We start from the raw sequence: 17956 nt of genomic DNA, 5'->3' as shown, positions 1-17956 counted from the left end.
TATTTCGGATGACCCGGAGGGGGCCTCTCCTGCGCCCCGCAAGTAGCTGTTTAAATCGGCGCAGGCGGTATGCTAGAGCTACAAGCGCAAAGATTCAAGCCTCAAGCTGCACGATGCAGCTCGAGGCCAGGGGCCTGTCAGCGGGCGATCAGGCGGTCGAGGGAGAAGCGACCTGCACCTTCGATCATCACCGCCAGGGTGCCGGCCAGCAGCGCCAAGGCGAATTCATAACCGTTGTTGGCCATGAACAGGCCGTTGCCGATGTGCACCGAAAAGATCGCCACCACCAGGGTGACCGTCAGCGCCAGGGCCGCTGGGCGTGCCAGCAGGCCGATCACCAGGGCCAGGCCGCCGAAGAACTCGGCGCTGCCAGACAGCAAGGCCATCAGGTAACCCGGTGCCAGCCCGATGCTTTCCATCCACTGGCCAGTGCCCTCCAGGCCATAGCCGCCAAACAGGCCGAACAGCTTCTGCGCGCCATGCGCCATGAAGATGATGCCGACCAGGATACGGATTACGCTGAGGCCAGCGCCTGCACGGGTTGCGATCACTGCGTTGAGGGAGGTGGTGTTCATGATGTGGCGTCCTTGAATCCGGGAAGTTGTGTTGGAATGGCGCCATCATAATCAATTCAATGAATATGAAAATCGCAAAAACCCCAACATAACAATCGACAAAATCGATTTGTCAGCGCTTGGCTACTCGCTCCAGAACAGCACGCTCACGGTTGAACGCCAGGAAGTACTTGTTGACACTGTTGACGAAGTTGACTGGCCCCATGCCCACCTGCTCCATCGCAATGCGCTCGGTCTGGAAGAACCACTGGTTGCCGTTGAGCCCCCGACGGCGGGCCTCGGCACGCATCGCCTGGACCCGTTCAGGCCCCAGGTTATAGGCCGCCAGCACAAACGCCATGCGCTCTCGCTCGTTGATCTGGGCACTGGCAAAGAACTTGCGCCGGATCAGCGCCAGGTAGCGGGCACTGGCTTGGACGTTGCCATCAACCGTGGCGGTATTGCTCACCCCGACCCGTTGCGCGGCCGACGGGGTAATCTGCATCAGGCCATGGGCGCCGCCCGTGCCGCGGGCCGATGGGTTGAGTGTCGATTCCTTGAAGGCGAGCGCGGCCAGGTTGAGCCAGTCGATCTGCTGCGCCTCGCCATGCTTCTGCAGCACCGCACGCACTGCGCTCAGCCGCTGCCGATCCTTGCTCGCCAAGGGGTTGTGTACGCGGTACTGGCGACGGTAGATGCGCTCGAACGCGGCATCCTGGTTATCCGGTGCGCGGTAACCCTGCAGAAAGCGATCGACGCTGGCCAGCAGCTGCGGCGCGTCGCGCCCCACGTACCAGCGCATGGCTTGCGGCGCCCCCAGGTGCACACGGCTGTCCAGGCGCAGACGCGGCATCACCCTGGCCCAACGCAGGGCAATCGGGCGCTCGACCACCGTCAGGTGATAGATACCGGCCTGGACCATTTCCAGCACGTCTTCCACCGCCAGGGTTGAGTCGACCCACTCCACCTTGATCGGCGCACGCTTGCGCAAGGCCAATTGCTGGTTCACCTGCTGGATCAAAGGCCCGGCGGCACTGGCACTGGTCAAGGCGACCGTACGCCCCGACAACTGCTCGACATGGCTGAAGCTGCGCTCGCCTTTGCGCCCGACCAGCAACAGCGGCACTTGGTCGAGCACCGGCGCGCTACTGCTGACGCCCCGTACCACCACCGGGTCGAGCAGTTCGCCCGGGGCAGCCAAGTCCCCTTCGCCGCGCTGCAGGGCACCCAGTAACTGCTCTTTGGCGCGGGGGATGAGTTTCAGCTGAATCTGCTGCCCATCGCCAGCCCGGGCATTCAGGTAATGCTCAAGCGCACGCAAGCGATAGTATTCGATGCCGACCGGCTCGCCCTTGACCTCGCCAGAGCTGTTGCGGCTTTGATTGACCAACACCCGCAGCACCTTGCTGCTACGGATCTGCTGCAGGTCACGCAGCTTGCTGGGCGGGATATTCTGCTGCGGCCCTGGCAGGCGTGCCTGGACAGCACCGGCAGTGGTCAGCCCAAGCATCAGCAGGAAGGTCAGCAGGTATCGCAGCATGCGAGAGCGTGTCCGAGGTCGGTGGGCGGCGTTCATGTGGCATCGCCGCTTCGTGATAAATGACGGCAGAAGACCACGGCAACAGCATGAAGTTCTTGGTTTTTTCCGAAAAACGCGGATTTTGCTATGCTGGCCGCCCCGCGGCACGAGATAGCACCATGCAACTGATCGATATCGGCGTCAACCTGACCAACAGCAGTTTCCACGACCAACAGGCGGCCATCGTCGAGCGCGCCATCGAAGCTGGCGTGGCGCAAATGGTCCTGACGGGCACCAGCCTGGCGGTCAGCGAGCAGGCGCTGGAGCTGTGCCAGCAGCTGGATGCAAGCGCTGAACACCTGTTCGCCACCGCTGGCGTGCACCCTCACGATGCCAAATCCTGGGATGCCAACAGCGAGCGTCAGCTGCGCCAATTGCTGAATGAGCAACGGGTACGGGCAGTGGGCGAATGCGGCCTGGACTTCAACCGCGACTTCTCCCCTCGCCCGCTGCAGGAAAAGGCCTTGGAAGCTCAACTGGCGCTCGCTGCCGAACTGGGCTTGCCGGTGTTTCTGCACGAACGTGATGCCAGCGAGCGCTTACTGGCCATCCTCAAGGTCTACCGCGACCACCTGAGCGGTGCCGTGGTGCACTGTTTTACCGGCGAGCGTGAAGCATTGTTCGCCTATCTGGACATGGACCTGCACATCGGCATAACCGGCTGGATATGCGATGAACGCCGCGGAACGCACCTGCATCCCCTGGTCGGCAACATCCCGGAAGGCCGTCTGATGCTGGAGAGCGATGCGCCCTACCTGCTGCCGCGAAGCCTGAGGCCCAAGCCTAAAAACGGCCGTAACGAACCGGCGTTTCTACCGGAGGTGCTGAGGGAAGTGGCGTTGCACCGGGGCGAGCCCGTGGAGCACACGGCAGCCCATACGACGGCGGCGGCACGGGCATTCTTTCGACTAGTCTGAGCTGGCCCCTGCCCTGTTTTTTCTTGATACATATCAAGAATGCCTCTGTCGGGTGCAGGCACAATGATGGCACCTTGCCGATATTGTTTCCGCTCAACTCAGAGAAGACCTGCCCATGGGTGCCTGGCTTAGCAATGTTTCCCTGAAGTACAAGTTCTGGGCCGTCAACGCGGTGGCCTTTGTCACGACCTTGCTGCTGGTGCTCTACGCCGTGCACCTGGAGCAACGCGCCCGCGCCGACGCGGCCCAGGCGCAAGCTGCGGCACAAGCCCAGCTGCTGTCCGCCTGGCCTGCCGGGCAAGCGCTGCCCCGGCAAGCCAATGTCATTAGCTGGTTGCCGGGCCAGACGCCACGTTTTGCTGGCGAACCGATCGAAGCCCTGCGCAACGCCCAGGGCTGGGTCGACCTGCCCGCCGCGTGGCTGCTGGGCGACAACCCGCTGCGCGGCGCCCAGGTGCTGCAACACGGCGACCAGCAGGTTGCCGTACTGGCCCAGTCGCCAAGCGTGCGCCAGGTGTTCTTCGAACGCTTCACCAACTACGCCGTGTGCGTACTGATCCTGATGCTGGCCATGCTCGGAGCTTCGCAGTTGCTGATCCGCTTCCTGCTCAGCCAGCTCAACACCCTCAAGGACGTCATGCTGCACGTGGAGAAGACCGGCGACCTGTCGGCGCGGGTGCCGTTGGCATGTGGCGACGAAGTCGGCCAGATGGCAGGGGCCTTCAATGCCATGCAGTCGACCTACCACCGTGTGGTCAGCACCGTGGCCCTCACCGCCGCGCAACTCGACGCCGGTGCAGCGCGCCTGGCGTCTAGCATGAACGACGTGCGCCACGGCATGCTCGGCCAGCAAAGTGAAACCGACCAGGCCGCCACGGCCATCAACGAGATGTCGGCCACGGTGCACCACATTGCCCAGCATGCCGGCGCTACCCGCGACCTCTCGCAGACGGCCGATACGCTCGCCGGCAGCGGCCAGGAAGTGGTCAGCCGCGTACAGGATTCGATCGCAGGGCTGTCCAGCGGCGTGCAGCAGACCGCCGAGATGATCCGCCAACTGGCCGAGGACAGCCAGAAGATCAACGGCGTGGTGGGGGTGATCCACAGCATTGCCGAGCAAACCAACCTGCTGGCACTGAACGCCGCCATCGAAGCAGCACGCGCGGGCGACTTGGGCCGCGGCTTCGCGGTGGTCGCCGATGAAGTACGCAACCTGGCCAAACGCGTGCAGACCTCGACCGACGAGATCACCACCATGGTCTCCGCGCTTCAGTCCGGCACCCGCGATGCAGTGGAGTTCATGCAGGAAAGCTCGTACAAGGCCGACGATTGCGTTAAACAGGCCCAGGCAGCCGGTGAGGCGCTGGCCGAGATTACCGGTGCAGTGGCGCAGATGCGCGAAAGCAATACCCAAATCGCCGTGGCTGCCGAAGAGCAGAGCCAGGTGGCCGAAGAAATGAACCGGGCGGTGGTGAGCATCCGTGATGTCACTGAACACACCGTGCAACAGACCGTCGGCTCGGCCACCACCAGCAACGAATTAGCGACCCTTGCTGGCGAGCTGAACAAGGCCATAGGCCAGCTCAAGCTATAGTCAGCTTAGCTAGCCACGATAGCCAGGCTCGATTGGCCCCCTCCCGGGTGCCGCACTAAGCTTTGGGCATGACCGAGAGGAAATGCCCATGAGCAAACGCCTGCCCAATCTGCCCGCCTGGCAATGGCGTGGCTATCACCATAACCATCGCCACCCGACCAACCTGGCGCTGCACCTGATTGCCGTACCTCTGTTCATTCTCGGTGTGCTGCTGGTGCTGTCCGGCCTGTTTGCCCTGGACCTGGGTCAGATTGCCGTTGGCATCATTTCTCTAATCGCTGGCCTGGGCCTGCAACGACACGGGCATCGACTGGAAGCGCAACAACCCGAGCCGTTTGCCAACCGCAAGGACGCCGTACAGCGCCTGCTGACCGAACAGTTCATCACCTTTCCACGCTTTGTATTGAGCGGTGCCTGGTGGCGGGCCTGGCGCGAACGGCACAAGCATCGCCACTGAAGGCTGTAGAGGACATCTAGGCGAAAACTGTAACCGTTTGGCGGCTTAGCGCCAGTAACTCGCCCTTTTCCGACCAGAGCGCGGCGGCGGCATGCCCATAACCATCACGCGCGTACTCGGTCTCGACGCAATAGCGGCACCAGTCCAGTGTCGACAGCTTTGGTGTGGGCTGGATGAATTCGATGGTCCAGGTCAGCGTACTGCCGGCTGCCGGCTGTTTCAGGTGCGGCAACAGGCTCGGTGGCCAAGCATCTACCAAAGCCAGCAGGTGAGACACGTTCAACGCTTCGTCGGCGATGTCGCGCAAGCGTACCCAGCCGCCCATCTGCCGTGAATCGTTGCCACTGAACGGCAGCCCACCCACCGCCCAGCGCAGGGCTACATGGCGCATGAATTCCGGGGTCACGCCTTTGATGTAAGGCAGCTCTGGGGCAGCTTGCTCCAGCGGCTTCATGGCAAACGCCGGTTGCGCCTGGATGTTGACCACCGAGGGGCGGCCTGCACCGAAATTGCCCTGTACCAGCGTCACCACCTGCCCTTCCTGCACCGCTCGGCCAAGCAAGGTACTGACAGCCTTGCCCTCACGCAGCACGTCGACCTCGAAACAAATCGGTACATCCGCCGCCGCAGGCGCCACGAAGCTGATGGCCAAGGAGCGCACAGGGCGGTCATCGGTCAACTTCAGGCGCATTGCCTCATAGACCATGGCAGCCATCAACCCGCCGAAGGCCGCGCGGCCCTGGGCCCATGTCGGGGGGACAGTTACCGATTCAGCATTCGCTCGCACGGCGTCGAGCAGTTCAGTGAAGTTCATCGCACGTAGGCTCCTGCAGCGTATCGATCCGTGGGCACGTAGTGCACGCGCCCTGCATCGAAACATACTAACCAGCCCGCCTACACCGATCAGGCCCTAAATCGGTCATATGCCGGGCTATCGCTGCTTCAACGCCACCTGCAAAGCCTCCAGCGTGAGGTCGGATTGACGCTCCGCCTCATGCAGCTCTTGCTCCCAGTCGATCTTGCACGGCGCCAGGTCGGCGTGCTCGCGCGCTTGCAGCAACCATTGCAGGCGGTCATGCCAAGTGCCCAGGTCGCCCTGGGCCTTTTTCAGCAGGCGTTGCAGTTTTTTTCCGGCATGCTCAAGCTGCGGATACGCCTCATCACCGTAGCGTGCACGCTTGATCAACAGCCGCAGCCGATGCCGATCGTGGGCCGGATCGGCCAGTGCCTTGCGCAGCTTGCGCCATTGCTGAACCAGGCGTTTGTCGATGCGTTTTTCCAGCGCACCCGCCAGCCCCTCGCGATCCGCCGCACGCAGGAACAACGGAAACGCATCCACGATCGCCAGTAGGCGGGTCAGTTGCGGGCTGCCAGCGACACTGGCAAAGGCCTTGCCCCGCCCTGCCAGCCGCCGCTGCCCGGCCTCGACCAAGCCTCGCCCGACCAACTCGACCGCCAGCACCTCCCGGTCACGCAACGGCGTCGTCAATGTGCCCAGGGACTTGGCAGCGCCCTCCAGCTGTTCGACACCCGGCAACCCCCGCAGCGGCCGCAGCAGGCTGCGCAAGCGCCGTACAGCGATGCGCAGGTCGTGCAGTGCCTCGCTGTCGGTATCCGCGGCAAGCCGCTCGCGGCAGGCCAGCAGGCGCACTTGCAAGGCCAGGATTTGTGACACGACATGATCGAGCATGGCAGACATGGGACGCTCCTCGGTCAGCGGCCAGCGCGCGACTCACGAATGTAGAAACGCGCCTTCTCGGCCTTCTTGGTACACCCTTCAAAACCTTCGAACTGCTGCTGGGTCTTGGCCCCCGTCAGCAGCGACAACGCCTTCGAATAACTCACAGTACCGGCAAACCCTTCGGCCTTGGCCAGGTCGAGCTCCTTCCAGGCGGCATCCAGCTGGGTCGCGCAGCTGTCACGGTAGGCCGTCTTGCCCGCACAGCCAGCAAGGGCCAGGGCAATCAGTGGAAGGCAGATCCAGGCTTTCATCGGTAATTCCTCAAAGTCAAAAGAGTGGCTGTTCGACGCATGGGCAAGCAAAAAGTGCCCGCGTGTGGGCTTTGCTTAGCGTAGATCAGCGCGGTCTACATTGAAGCACAGGCAGCAATGGGTGCATTGTTAAACCATGGTTGCACAGGCTGAGGGAAAATCATGAGTAAACGCGTGGCGCTGGTGTTGGGGTCGGGGGGTGCACGAGGGTATGCACACATCGGAGTGATCGAAGAAATAGAGCGGCGTGGCTACGACATTGCCTGCGTTGCAGGCTGCTCCATGGGGGCAGTGATTGGCGGCATCTACGCCGCCGGCAAACTCGATGAGTATCGCAACTGGATCGAAAGCCTCGACTATCTGGATGTACTGCGCCTGGTCGACGTCAGCTTTCGCCTCGGTGCGATCCGCGGTGACAAGGTTTTCGGACAGATCCGCAAGATCGTCGGCGACATCAACATCGAACAGTTGCGCATTCCCTACACCGCCGTGGCCACCGACCTCACCCACCAGCAGGAAATCTGGTTTCAGGAAGGTTGCCTGCACCAGGCCATGCGCGCTTCGGCGGCGATCCCTAGCCTGTTCACCCCAGTGATGCAGGGCAACCGCATGCTGGTCGATGGCGGCATTCTCAACCCGCTGCCGATCGTGCCGGTGGTGTCCAGCCACTGCGACCTGATCATCGCGGTCAACCTCAACGCCACCAACCAGAAGCAGTACCAGTTGCCGGTGATCGAACGCCCGGCAGCCTTCAAGATGCGCTTCGATTCGCTACTTAGCTCACTGGGTTCGCGCCTGCCGTTCCGGCGCAAGCCGGCGGAAGAACTGATACGTATCGAACAGGAAATCGTTGCCGAAGGCCTGGCCCCACCCAGCCCATGGCTGGCGGATGTCGCCGACCCGGAAGGCCAGCAGCCCGCGGCCGCGCCCGAGCGCGAAGGCGCACCCAAGTCGGCCACCGGCTCGTTCATCATCGACAACGTGGGGCCGGCTTCGCTGCTGGACCTGATCAACCAGAGCTTCGAGGTGATGCAGACATCGTTGGCCCAGTACAAGATCGCCGGTTACCCGCCAGATGTGTTGATCAACGTACCGAAGCGGGTGTGCCGGTTCTTCGAGTTCTACAAGGCCCCCGAGCTAATCGCCCTGGGGCGGGAGATTGCGCGGGACACGCTGGACAACTACGAAGGGGTGAAGCGCTAGGAGGCCGCTCCTACAAAAGGCCAGAAACAAGACAGGCCGCATTATGCGGCCTGTCTTGTCATGCAGTGATCACTCAGTAACGGGTGATATCAGCATTGGCTTCCAGCTGCTTGCGGTAAGCCGCAAAGTCTTGCTGGCCGGCACGCGACGCGAGGTAGCGGCGAATCTGCTGCTTCTCTTCGTCGGTGGCGGCGGCGCCTTCGTTGACACCTTTGAGCTGCAAGACCACCAGGCTGCCATCGCCCAGGACCACGCTGCTGTACACCGGCTTGTCCTTGGCTTGCGGCTTGCCCAGGCGGAACACGGCCTGCAGTTCGGCCGGGTCGATACCCTCCTCACCGCGGGTCACCGCCTCGTAGGCTTTCCAGCCCTGCCCTTCATGGACGCTGCCAGCGGCAACAGAACCATCACGCAGGCCGGCAATCAGCTTGTCCGCCTTGGTCTTGAGCTCGGCAGTCGCCTTCTCCTTGGCCAGGTGTTCGCTGATGTTCTTGGCCACGGCTTCCAGCGGCAGTTGTTCTGGCTTGCGGTGCTCCTTGACGCGCAGCACCACGGTGGTTTCCGGATCGAGCTCGATGGCGGTGCTGTTGGCACCCTCTTCCAGCACTTCTTCCGAGAACGCCGCCTGGACTACCGCACGGTTGGCGGTGATACCTTCGCCACCCTCACGGCCGAAGGCTGCGGAGGTGTGCACCTTCAGGTTCAGGTCCTGCGCCGGCTGAGCCAGGTCTGACGCCTCGTACGCGGCATCCTGCAACTGCTTGCTGGCGTCGACGTAGCGCTGTTCAACCAGCGGAATCTTCAGGTCACGGGTGAGCTTGTCTTTCAGGCTGGCAAAGCTCGGTACTTCCGGCGCCTCGACACCCAGCAGCTTGATCAGGTGGTAACCGAACTCGGTGCGAACCGGGGCCGACACCTGGCCATCCTTCAGCTTGTACAAGGCATCTTCGAAGGCTGGGTCGTACACGCCCGGGCCGGCGAAGCCAAGGTCACCACCGCTGTTGGCCGAACCTGGGTCCTGGGAGAACTCCTTGGCCAGTGCGGCGAAGTTTTCACCCTTGGCCAGGCGCTGCTCGATCTCTTCGGCACGGGCCTTGGCCTGGGCGTCGGTGACCTTGTCGTTGACCTCGATGAGAATGTGCGCGGCATGGCGCTGCTCGGCGAGGTTGGCGATTTCTTTCTCGTACTGGGCCTTGAGTTCGTCGTCGCTGACCTTGACCTGGTCGAAGAACACCGACTTTTTCAGCTCGATGTAATCGATGACCACCTGGTCGGGCGACATGAATTCCTTGGCGTGCTTCTCGTAGTGCGCCTTGACCTCTTCTTCGCTGACCTTGACCGCGGCCGGGTCGGCCTTGAAGGTCAGGGAGGCGAAATCACGGGTCTGCTTCTCAAGGCGTGCAAACGCCTCGACCTGCTTGTCAGTGACGAAGCTGCTGCCGGCAAGGCCGGTACGCAATTGGCCAATGAGCATTTCTTCGGCGAGCATGTCGCGGAATTGCAGGCGGCCGTAGCCCATCTGGCGAATGACCTGGTCGAAACGATCGGCGTTGAACTTGCCGTCAACCTGGAATTCCGGGGTTTGCAGGATCACTTGATCCAGCGCAGCCTCGGAGAAGGCGAACTTGGCATCTTCAGCACCTTGCAATAACAGCTTGCGGGTGATCAGGCCTTTGAGCGCCTCATCACGCAGCAGCTTGTCATCCAGCAGTGCAGGGTCGAAATCCTTGCCCAGCTGTTGCATCAGCTGGCGGCGCTGCATGTCGGCCGCTTGGCTCAGCTCGTTCTGGCTGATGGTCTGGCCGTTCACCTTGGCGGCGTCCTGGCTATGGCTGGCAGCCTGGAAAATGGCCTCGAAGCCGGTCAACGCCATCAACACGACGATTAGGCCGATGATGGTCTTGGCAATCCAACCTTGTGAATTGTCCCTGATATTTTGCAGCATGCGTCCCCCAGAAACGGCTGTACCACTGCGTCGACAACCGCGGAGCGTGGGTAGAATCCTGATAAAAGAAAGGCGCATCCGAGGATGCGCCTTTTCTTAGCAAACGTGTCAGGCGGGAACGTTTGCGACCCGCCTTAACGTGCTCGGACCTGGCGAAGCCGGGCCCGGCTGAAAGAGACGACTTAGTTGACGGCGTCTTTCAGGCCTTTGCCAGCCTTGAAACCTGGAACCTTGGCAGCAGCGATTTTGATGGCGTTGCCGGTTTGCGGGTTGCGGCCGGTGCGCTCGGCGCGCTCCTTGACCGAGAAGGTGCCGAAGCCAACCAGAACGACGTCGTCGCCTGCTTTCAGGGCACCCGTTACGGAGTCGATCACAGCGTCCAGAGCCTTACCTGCGGTAGCTTTGGAAATGTCAGCCGATGCAGCGATAGCGTCAATCAGTTCCGACTTGTTCACTCTAAGTCCCCTTATTTCTCTATTGAGTTTGTTTCTAAGTATGTAATGAAAAGCGTATCAAACGAGTGCTGGGTGGCCTGATAACAATAGCGTGCCGCTTTATAGCAAGGCCCCGAAAAAACTGTCAAGGAAAGCCCCCCAGCCAAAAACTACTAATGCGTGCTGATTCTTTCCTTCGCGTCGCTGTCGCGCTTCTCTTCCTTCGCGACAATCTCCGGAGCCACATCTGGCAAGGGCTCCGGGGCGTATTGCAGCGCAATTTGCAGGACTTCGTCAATCCATTTGACCGGTTTGATCTGAAGATCCTGTTTGATATTTTCCGGAATCTCCTTCAGATCGCGAACATTCTCCTCGGGAATGATCACCGTCTTGATACCACCACGGTGTGCCGCCAGCAGTTTTTCCTTCAACCCGCCAATGGCCAGCACCTGGCCACGCAGGGTGATCTCGCCGGTCATGGCCACATCGGCACGCACCGGAATCTGCGTCAGGGCCGACACCAGCGCGGTGCACATGCCAACACCGGCACTCGGGCCATCCTTCGGCGTAGCGCCTTCAGGCATGTGGATGTGCACATCGTGCTTCTCGTGGAAGTCGGCTGCGATGCCCAGGCTGCGGGCGCGGCTGCGTACCACGGTCTGCGCGGCAGTGATCGACTCGACCATGACATCGCCCAGGGAACCGGTCTTGATCAGCTGGCCCTTGCCAGGGATGACCACGGCCTCGATGGTCAGCAACTCGCCGCCCACTTGGGTCCATGCCAGGCCGGTTACCTGGCCGATCTGGTCCTGCTGCTCGGCGAGGCCGTAGCGGAACTTGCGCACGCCCAGCAGGTGCTCGAGCTGCTCGCTGGACACCTTGACCTTGACCTGCTTCTGGCCGGTATGTTCCTTGACCACCTTGCGGCAGACCTTGGCAATTTGCCGCTCCAGACCCCGCACACCGGCTTCGCGGGTGTAGTAGCGAATAATGTCGCGGATCGCCGAGATATCGACCTCGAGCTCTTCCTTCTTCAAGCCGTTGGCTTTGACCTGCTTGGGCACCAGGTACTTGACTGCGATGTTGATCTTCTCGTCTTCGGTGTAGCCCGGCAGACGGATGACCTCCATCCGGTCCAGCAGCGCTGGCGGGATGTTCATCGAGTTGGAGGTGCACAGGAACATCACGTCCGAGAGGTCGTAGTCGACTTCCAGGTAGTGGTCGTTGAAGTTGTGGTTCTGCTCAGGGTCGAGCACTTCGAGCAGTGCCGAGGCAGGGTCGCCACGCATGTCACTGCCCATCTTGTCGATTTCGTCGAGCAGGAACAGCGGGTTACGCACGCCGACCTTGGTCATCTTCTGGATCAGACGACCTGGCATGGAGCCAATATAGGTGCGACGGTGGCCACGGATCTCGGCCTCGTCACGCACACCGCCGAGGGCCATGCGCACGAACTTGCGGTTGGTGGCAGCGGCAATCGACTCGGCCAGCGAGGTTTTACCGACGCCAGGCGGGCCGACCAGGCACAACACCGGGCCACGGATTTTCTTGACGCGCTTTTGCACGGCAAGGTATTCGAGAATGCGTTCCTTGACCTCTTCCAGGCCATAGTGGTCGGCATCGAGGATTTCCTCGGCCTTGGTCAGGTCCAGGCGCACCTTGCTCTGGGCCTTCCACGGCACCTGCACGAGCCAGTCGAGGTAGGAGCGAACCACCGTAGCCTCGGCCGACATCGGCGACATCTGCTTGAGCTTGTTCAGCTCGGCCTGGGCCTTGGTCAGGGCATCTTTGGGCAGGCCAGCGGCTTCGATGCGCTTTTTCAGCTCTTCGACTTCGTTGTGGCCTTCGTCGCCATCGCCGAGCTCTTTCTGAATAGCCTTCATCTGCTCATTCAGGTAGTACTCGCGCTGGCTGCGCTCCATCTGCTTCTTGACCCGACCACGGATGCGCTTCTCGACCTGCAACAGGTCGATCTCGGCATCCAGCAACGCCAACACGTGCTCGACGCGGGTCGCCAGGTCGACAATCTCGAGAATTTCCTGCTTCTGCTCGATTTTCAGCGCCATGTGAGCGGCCATGGTATCGACCAGGCGCCCAGGCTCTTCGATGCTGTTCAACGAGGACAGTACTTCGGCAGGGACTTTTTTGCCCAGCTGCACGTACTGTTCGAACTGCGACAGCAACGTGCGCACGAAGACCTCCGACTCGCGCTCGGCGGCGTCGACTTCGTCGATCAGGGAGACTTCGGCACGGATGTGCCCTTCCACTTCCGTGAAGCGCTCTACCGCGCCACGCTGCTCGCCCTCTACCAGCACCTTGACGGTGCCATCAGGCAGCTTCAGCAATTGCAGTACGGTGGCAACGGTGCCGACGCGGTACAAGGCATCTTCGCCTGGATCGTCATCGGCGGGGTTCTTCTGGGCCAGCAGCAGAATCTGCTTCTCGCCCGTCATCGCGGCCTCTAGGGCTTCAATGGATTTTTCGCGCCCCACAAACAGCGGGATGACCATGTGCGGGTAAACAACGACATCGCGCAATGGCAAAAGAGGCAAGTCGAGGGTGGTCTTCATGATTTCGCCTCTAACAGCGGCCTTGATGGCCGGAAACCGGTGGAAATGATGCTTGGACCTAATGTGGGGGCACGCTTGGGAAATTACAAGCGCTTGCGCAGGAAAAGCAGAAAGGGGCCCGTAGGCCCCTTTCTTGCTTGCAACCATCACCCAAGCATCACCTGAATCAGGCGTCGGGTGCGGCCTTGGCTTGCGGCTCGCTGTTCTCGTAGATCATCAGCGGCTGCGAAGTCCCTTCGATGACGCTCTCATCGATCACCACCTTGCTGACATCCTTCTGCGAAGGAATCTCGTACATGGTGTCGAGCAGCACGCCTTCGAGGATGGAACGCAGGCCACGGGCGCCAGTCTTGCGCTCCAGAGCCTTGCGAGCAACGGCCTTGAGCGCATCGCTGCGGAACTCGAGGTCGACGCTTTCCATCTCGAACAGCTTGGCATACTGCTTGGTCAGTGCGTTTTTCGGCTCGGTGAGGATCTGCATCAACGCAGCCTCGTCCAGCTCATCGAGCGTCGCCAGCACTGGCAAACGGCCGACGAACTCTGGGATCAGGCCAAACTTGACCAGATCGTCCGGCTCGACTTCACGCAAGGACTCGCCAACTTTCTTGCCTTCTTCCTTGCTACGTACTTCTGCACTGAAGCCGATGCCACCCTTGGTGGAGCGGTTCTGGATGACCTTTTCCAGGCCAGAGAACGCGCCACCGCAAATGAACAGGATGTTGCGGGTATCAACCTGCAGGAATTCCTGTTGCGGGTGCTTGCGCCCACCTTGCGGTGGAACCGAAGCAACGGTGCCTTCGATCAGCTTCAACAGCGCCTGCTGCACGCCTTCGCCCGAGACGTCACGGGTGATGGACGGGTTGTCCGACTTGCGCGAAATCTTGTCGATTTCGTCGATGTAGACAATGCCCATCTGGGCCTTTTCCACGTCGTAGTCGCACTTCTGCAGCAGTTTCTGAATGATGTTCTCGACGTCCTCACCCACATAACCGGCTTCGGTCAGGGTGGTGGCATCAGCAATGGTGAACGGTACGTTCAACAGGCGTGCAAGGGTTTCGGCGAGCAGGGTCTTGCCCGAGCCAGTAGGCCCGATGAGCAGGATGTTACTCTTGCCGAGTTCGACTTCGTCGCCCTTCTTGTCACGCTGGTTAAGGCGCTTGTAGTGGTTGTATACCGCTACGGCCAGCACCTTTTTAGCGCGCTCCTGACCAATCACGTACTGGTCCAGGATGCCGCTGATTTCTTTCGGCGAAGGCAATTTGTGCGCGCTGCTCTCGGCCTGGGCTTCCTGCACCTCCTCACGGATGATGTCGTTGCACAGGTCGACGCACTCGTCGCAGATAAATACCGAGGGCCCGGCAATCAATTTGCGCACTTCGTGCTGGCTTTTGCCGCAGAAGGAGCAATAGAGCAATTTGCCGCTGTCCTCGCCGTTACGGGTGTCAGTCATTCGATCGATCCAATCCGGTAGGCTTGCAACACAAGATGAAGGCAATTGCGGGCTTTTTCAAGTCCGCAGGTAGGCGCTTTCGGCACCCACCTGCTCTGGCCCCTGGGATCAGGAGGCCAGTTGCCGCTTGTCGTATACCGAGTCGATCAGGCCGTACTCGGCCGCGCGCGAGGCGCTCATGAAGTTGTCACGCTCGGTGTCGCGCTTGATGGTCTCCAGATCCTGGCCAGTGTGGTAGGCCAGCAGCTCGTTCAGACGCGCCTTGATATTGAGGATTTCCTGGGCATGGATCTCGATATCGGTAGCCTGGCCCTGGAAGCCGCCCAGCGGCTGGTGAATCATCACGCGCGAGTTCGGCAGGCAGTGACGCTTGCCTTTGGCACCGGCAGTCAGCAGGAACGCGCCCATGCTGCAGGCCTGGCCGATGCAGATGGTCGAAACGTCCGGCTTGATGAACTGCATGGTGTCGTAGATCGACATGCCAGCGGTGACCGAGCCACCCGGCGAGTTGATGTACAGATGGATATCCTTGTCCGGGTTTTCCGCTTCGAGGAACAGCATCTGCGCAACGACGAGGTTGGCCATGTAATCCTCTACCGGGCCAACCAGGAAAATCACACGCTCCTTCAACAGGCGCGAGTAGATGTCGTAAGCGCGTTCGCCACGGGCGGACTGCTCGATAACCATCGGGACCAGGCCGCCTGCGGCCTGGATGTCAGAGCTCTGCTGAATATAAGAATTGCGGGACATGTCCTGCGCTCACTCCCAAATAGTCATGGCTTGAATACGCACAAGCCAGCGCGAAGGCTGGCTTGTGGGGGTTTCCTACGAGAGTAGCGTATTACTCGGCTTCGGCAGGTGCCTGGGCTGGTTTTACGGCTTCTTCGTACGAGACCGATTTGTCGGTCACAGTCGCTTTCTGCAGAACAGTATCTACAACTTGTTCTTCCAGCACAACCGAACGGACTTCGTTCAGTTGCTGGTCGTTCTTGTAGTACCAGGAGATGACCTGCTCAGGCTCTTGGTAAGCCGAAGCCATTTCTTCGATCATTTCGCGAACCTTGCCTTCGTCTGGCTTCAGTTCGAACTGCTTGACCACTTCAGCGACGATCAGGCCCAGGACCACACGGCGCTTGGCTTGCTCTTCGAACAGCTCAGCCGGCAGTTGCTCAGGCTTGATGTTGCCACCGAACTGCTGAACAGCCTGCACGCGAAGACGGTTGACTTCGTTTTCCAGCAGGGCTTTTGGCACTTCGATCGGGTTGGCAGCCAGCAGACCGTCCATGACCTGGTTCTTGACCTTGGCCTTGATTGCCTGACGCAGTTCACGCTCCATGTTCTTGCGAACTTCGGCGCGGAAGCCTTCCAGGGTCGACTCCTTGATGCCGAACTGAGCGAAGAAGGCTTCGTTCAGCTCAGGCAGCGCAGGGGCGGAAACGCTGTTGACGGTGATGGTGAACTCAGCGGCCTTGCCGGCCAGGTCCAGGTTCTGATAGTCCTCTGGGAAGGTCACGTTTACAACGCGCTCTTCGCCAGCCTTGGCGCCAACCAGGCCTTCTTCGAAGCCTGGGATCATGCGGCCGGAGCCCAGAACCAGTTGGGTGCCCTTGGCCGAACCGCCAGCGAACACTTCACCGTCGACCTTGCCGACGAAGTCGATGTTGACCTGGTCGTCGTTCTGCGCGGCGCGATCAACTTCTTCGAAGCGGGTGTTCTGCTTGCGCAGGACTTCCAGCATGTTGTCCAGGTCGGCATCAGCCACTTCGGCGCTCAGGCGCTCGACGTTGATCGACTCCAGGCCAGCAACGGTGAACTCTGGGAACACTTCGAAGATTGCGACGAATTCCAGGTCCTTGCCCTTTTCGAAGGACTTCGGCTCGACGGCTGGAGCGCCGGCCGGGTTCAGCTTCTGCTCGACCACGGCTTCGTAGAACGAAGACTGGACCAGATCACCGAACACTTCCTGACGGGCGTCAGCTTCGAAACGCTGACGAATCACGCTCATCGGTACCTTGCCAGGACGGAAGCCTGCAACCTTGGCACGACGGGCAGTCTGTTGCAGACGCTTGTTGACTTCGGTCTCGACGCGCTCGGCCGGGACGGCGATGGTCATGCGGCGCTCGAGAGCGGAAGTGTTTTCAACAGAAACTTGCATGGATATTCCTCGTTGCACAGACGTTAGCCGGCGTTAGCCCGACTCCAGAATCAAGGGCAAGCATTCTAGTGAGTCGCGCAGCAGAAGTCACCCCACTCGGGACGACGGGAAACCACGCCGGTCGATTAACTTGCAAGGCCCGCACGGCTTACCGCCGAGCCCCTTTCAATTGAGGCTGCGCAACGCCTTTGGCGACGCGCAGCCGTAATAACTTGTCAAACAACTGCTGCCGACAAAATCGCTTCCTTTATTGAGGGTCGATCTCGTTGAACTGGCAGTACTCTTCCCACGCCATGCCCAGCGCCTCAGCGACCTCGCGATGGGTCTCCAGGCGCATGGCCTGCAGTTGCTCGGGGCTTTCGGCGATCAGTTGCAGCGCCAGCTCCCAAGGCTCGACGCCCTGCTCCTGCGCCGCATCTTCGAACGCCCACTCGATCTGCTGAGCTTGCTCACGCGCATCCAACTCGCGGATTTCTTCGAGCAGTTGCGGATTGGCTTCGGCGAAGCGCTGCAGCGCCAGGGCCTGACGGGCTTCTTTTGCAATCATGGGGTTATCCTCTGCCGACCGCGGGGCCGGTGTTTCAACCGGCTGAAATCTATCAGCTTTTATTGGGGTGTCACCAGAGGATTGCAAGGGGTGGATTGTGAAGTGTTCGATTTGAGCCTTGCAGCGCCTTTGAGGTCGAGCGCCGCCCGCGCGGCGCTCTATCTCAAAAGCCCTACAAGGTTCTAATTGAACACCCCACCAAAAAAACGCACAAAAAAAGCCGCAATCAGCGGCTTTTTCGCAACACAAAAAAACAAAGGCGCCCGATCTTCGATCAAGGCGCCTTCGAAAAATATGGGGTGGACGATGGGAATCGAACCCACGACAACCGGAATCACAATCCGGCGCTCTACCAACTGAGCTACGCCCACCATATTGCGGTGTTGCGGTACAACCTTACAGAAGCATGGTGCGGACGAAGAGACTCGAACTCTTACAGCTTGCGCCGCTGGAACCTAAATCCAGTGTGTCTACCAATTTCACCACGTCCGCGTAACGCTTAAAACAAAGGCGCCAGATACTATCAAGGCGCCTCTGTAAAATATGGGGTGGACGATGG

General features: G+C 60.6%; 16 protein-coding genes and 2 tRNA genes. 4 read left to right on the top strand and 14 right to left on the bottom strand.

What is annotated here, in order from left to right; all coding sequences use genetic code 11:
* Positions 1-137: 137 nt before the first annotated feature.
* Both MFF34_RS04710 and MFF34_RS04705 read right to left on the bottom strand, forming a co-directional pair.
* On the bottom strand, positions 138-575 hold the full coding sequence (locus MFF34_RS04710) for a DoxX family protein (protein ID WP_085273231.1): 438 nt from the start codon (positions 573-575) through the stop codon (positions 138-140).
* 112 nt (positions 576-687) lie between these two features.
* Entirely contained in the window at positions 688-2094 is a 1407-nt protein-coding gene (locus MFF34_RS04705; protein ID WP_238210600.1) for a transglycosylase SLT domain-containing protein, read from the bottom strand.
* Between the two features lie 158 nt (positions 2095-2252).
* Here MFF34_RS04705 and MFF34_RS04700 point away from each other — a divergent pair, with 158 nt between their 5' ends.
* The 3 genes from MFF34_RS04700 to MFF34_RS04690 all read left to right on the top strand — a co-directional run bounded on the left by MFF34_RS04700 (position 2253) and on the right by MFF34_RS04690 (position 5101).
* A complete protein-coding gene (locus MFF34_RS04700; RefSeq protein WP_238210591.1) occupies positions 2253-3050 on the top strand; it encodes a TatD family hydrolase in 798 nt (265 codons plus the stop codon).
* A gap of 115 nt (positions 3051-3165) precedes the next feature.
* On the top strand, positions 3166-4644 hold the full coding sequence (locus MFF34_RS04695) for a methyl-accepting chemotaxis protein (protein ID WP_099429934.1): 1479 nt from the start codon (positions 3166-3168) through the stop codon (positions 4642-4644).
* 88 nt (positions 4645-4732) lie between these two features.
* Complete coding sequence (locus MFF34_RS04690; RefSeq protein WP_099453475.1) at positions 4733-5101, top strand: Mpo1-like protein; 369 nt, start codon at positions 4733-4735, stop codon at positions 5099-5101.
* A 16-nt stretch (positions 5102-5117) separates the two neighbouring features.
* On the opposite strand, the gene MFF34_RS04685 is transcribed toward MFF34_RS04690, so the two are convergent.
* From MFF34_RS04685 to MFF34_RS04675, 3 genes are all read right to left on the bottom strand, one after another.
* Complete coding sequence (locus MFF34_RS04685) at positions 5118-5915, bottom strand: acyl-CoA thioesterase II (RefSeq protein ID WP_238210589.1); 798 nt, start codon at positions 5913-5915, stop codon at positions 5118-5120.
* 117 nt (positions 5916-6032) lie between these two features.
* A complete protein-coding gene (locus MFF34_RS04680) occupies positions 6033-6800 on the bottom strand; it encodes a CHAD domain-containing protein (protein ID WP_238210587.1) in 768 nt (255 codons plus the stop codon).
* A 14-nt stretch (positions 6801-6814) separates the two neighbouring features.
* Complete coding sequence (locus MFF34_RS04675) at positions 6815-7093, bottom strand: hypothetical protein (RefSeq protein ID WP_027593946.1); 279 nt, start codon at positions 7091-7093, stop codon at positions 6815-6817.
* Positions 7094-7255: 162 nt separating this feature from the next.
* Between MFF34_RS04675 and MFF34_RS04670 the strand changes: the two genes are divergently transcribed.
* Positions 7256-8296 (top strand): patatin-like phospholipase family protein, encoded by a 1041-nt coding sequence (locus MFF34_RS04670; RefSeq protein WP_238210585.1) that lies wholly within the window; start codon positions 7256-7258, stop codon positions 8294-8296.
* A 73-nt stretch (positions 8297-8369) separates the two neighbouring features.
* On the opposite strand, the gene MFF34_RS04665 is transcribed toward MFF34_RS04670, so the two are convergent.
* The 9 genes from MFF34_RS04665 to MFF34_RS04625 form a co-directional block, all read right to left on the bottom strand.
* Positions 8370-10241: a SurA N-terminal domain-containing protein gene (locus MFF34_RS04665; protein ID WP_186679025.1), complete on the bottom strand. Its 1872-nt coding sequence runs from the start codon at positions 10239-10241 to the stop codon at positions 8370-8372.
* A 182-nt stretch (positions 10242-10423) separates the two neighbouring features.
* Positions 10424-10696 (bottom strand): HU family DNA-binding protein, encoded by a 273-nt coding sequence (locus MFF34_RS04660; protein ID WP_027593949.1) that lies wholly within the window; start codon positions 10694-10696, stop codon positions 10424-10426.
* Between the two features lie 152 nt (positions 10697-10848).
* Positions 10849-13245 carry an endopeptidase La gene (gene lon, locus MFF34_RS04655; protein ID WP_027593950.1) on the bottom strand — a complete coding sequence of 799 codons (2397 nt, stop codon included), beginning with the start codon at positions 13243-13245 and terminating at the stop codon, positions 10849-10851.
* Positions 13246-13411: 166 nt separating this feature from the next.
* Positions 13412-14695 (bottom strand): ATP-dependent Clp protease ATP-binding subunit ClpX, encoded by a 1284-nt coding sequence (gene clpX, locus MFF34_RS04650; protein WP_033699106.1) that lies wholly within the window; start codon positions 14693-14695, stop codon positions 13412-13414.
* Between the two features lie 108 nt (positions 14696-14803).
* Positions 14804-15445 (bottom strand): ATP-dependent Clp endopeptidase proteolytic subunit ClpP, encoded by a 642-nt coding sequence (gene clpP / locus MFF34_RS04645; protein WP_027593952.1) that lies wholly within the window; start codon positions 15443-15445, stop codon positions 14804-14806.
* A 91-nt stretch (positions 15446-15536) separates the two neighbouring features.
* Positions 15537-16850, bottom strand: coding sequence for a trigger factor (gene tig, locus MFF34_RS04640; protein WP_085273229.1), 1314 nt, complete (start codon positions 16848-16850; stop codon positions 15537-15539).
* A 247-nt stretch (positions 16851-17097) separates the two neighbouring features.
* Positions 17098-17397 carry a DUF6388 family protein gene (locus tag MFF34_RS04635; protein WP_238210583.1) on the bottom strand — a complete coding sequence of 100 codons (300 nt, stop codon included), beginning with the start codon at positions 17395-17397 and terminating at the stop codon, positions 17098-17100.
* A gap of 295 nt (positions 17398-17692) precedes the next feature.
* Positions 17693-17768 (bottom strand) — tRNA-His (locus MFF34_RS04630).
* 36 nt (positions 17769-17804) lie between these two features.
* Positions 17805-17889, bottom strand: a tRNA-Leu gene (locus MFF34_RS04625).
* Positions 17890-17956 lie beyond the last annotated feature (67 nt).

It is taken from the genome of Pseudomonas sp. PAGU 2196, assembly GCF_022179005.1.
Taxonomy (GTDB): domain Bacteria; phylum Pseudomonadota; class Gammaproteobacteria; order Pseudomonadales; family Pseudomonadaceae; genus Aquipseudomonas; species Aquipseudomonas kermanshahensis.
The sequence above is the reverse complement of the archived record's forward strand: the minus strand, read 5'-3'. Positions and strand labels throughout refer to the sequence as shown.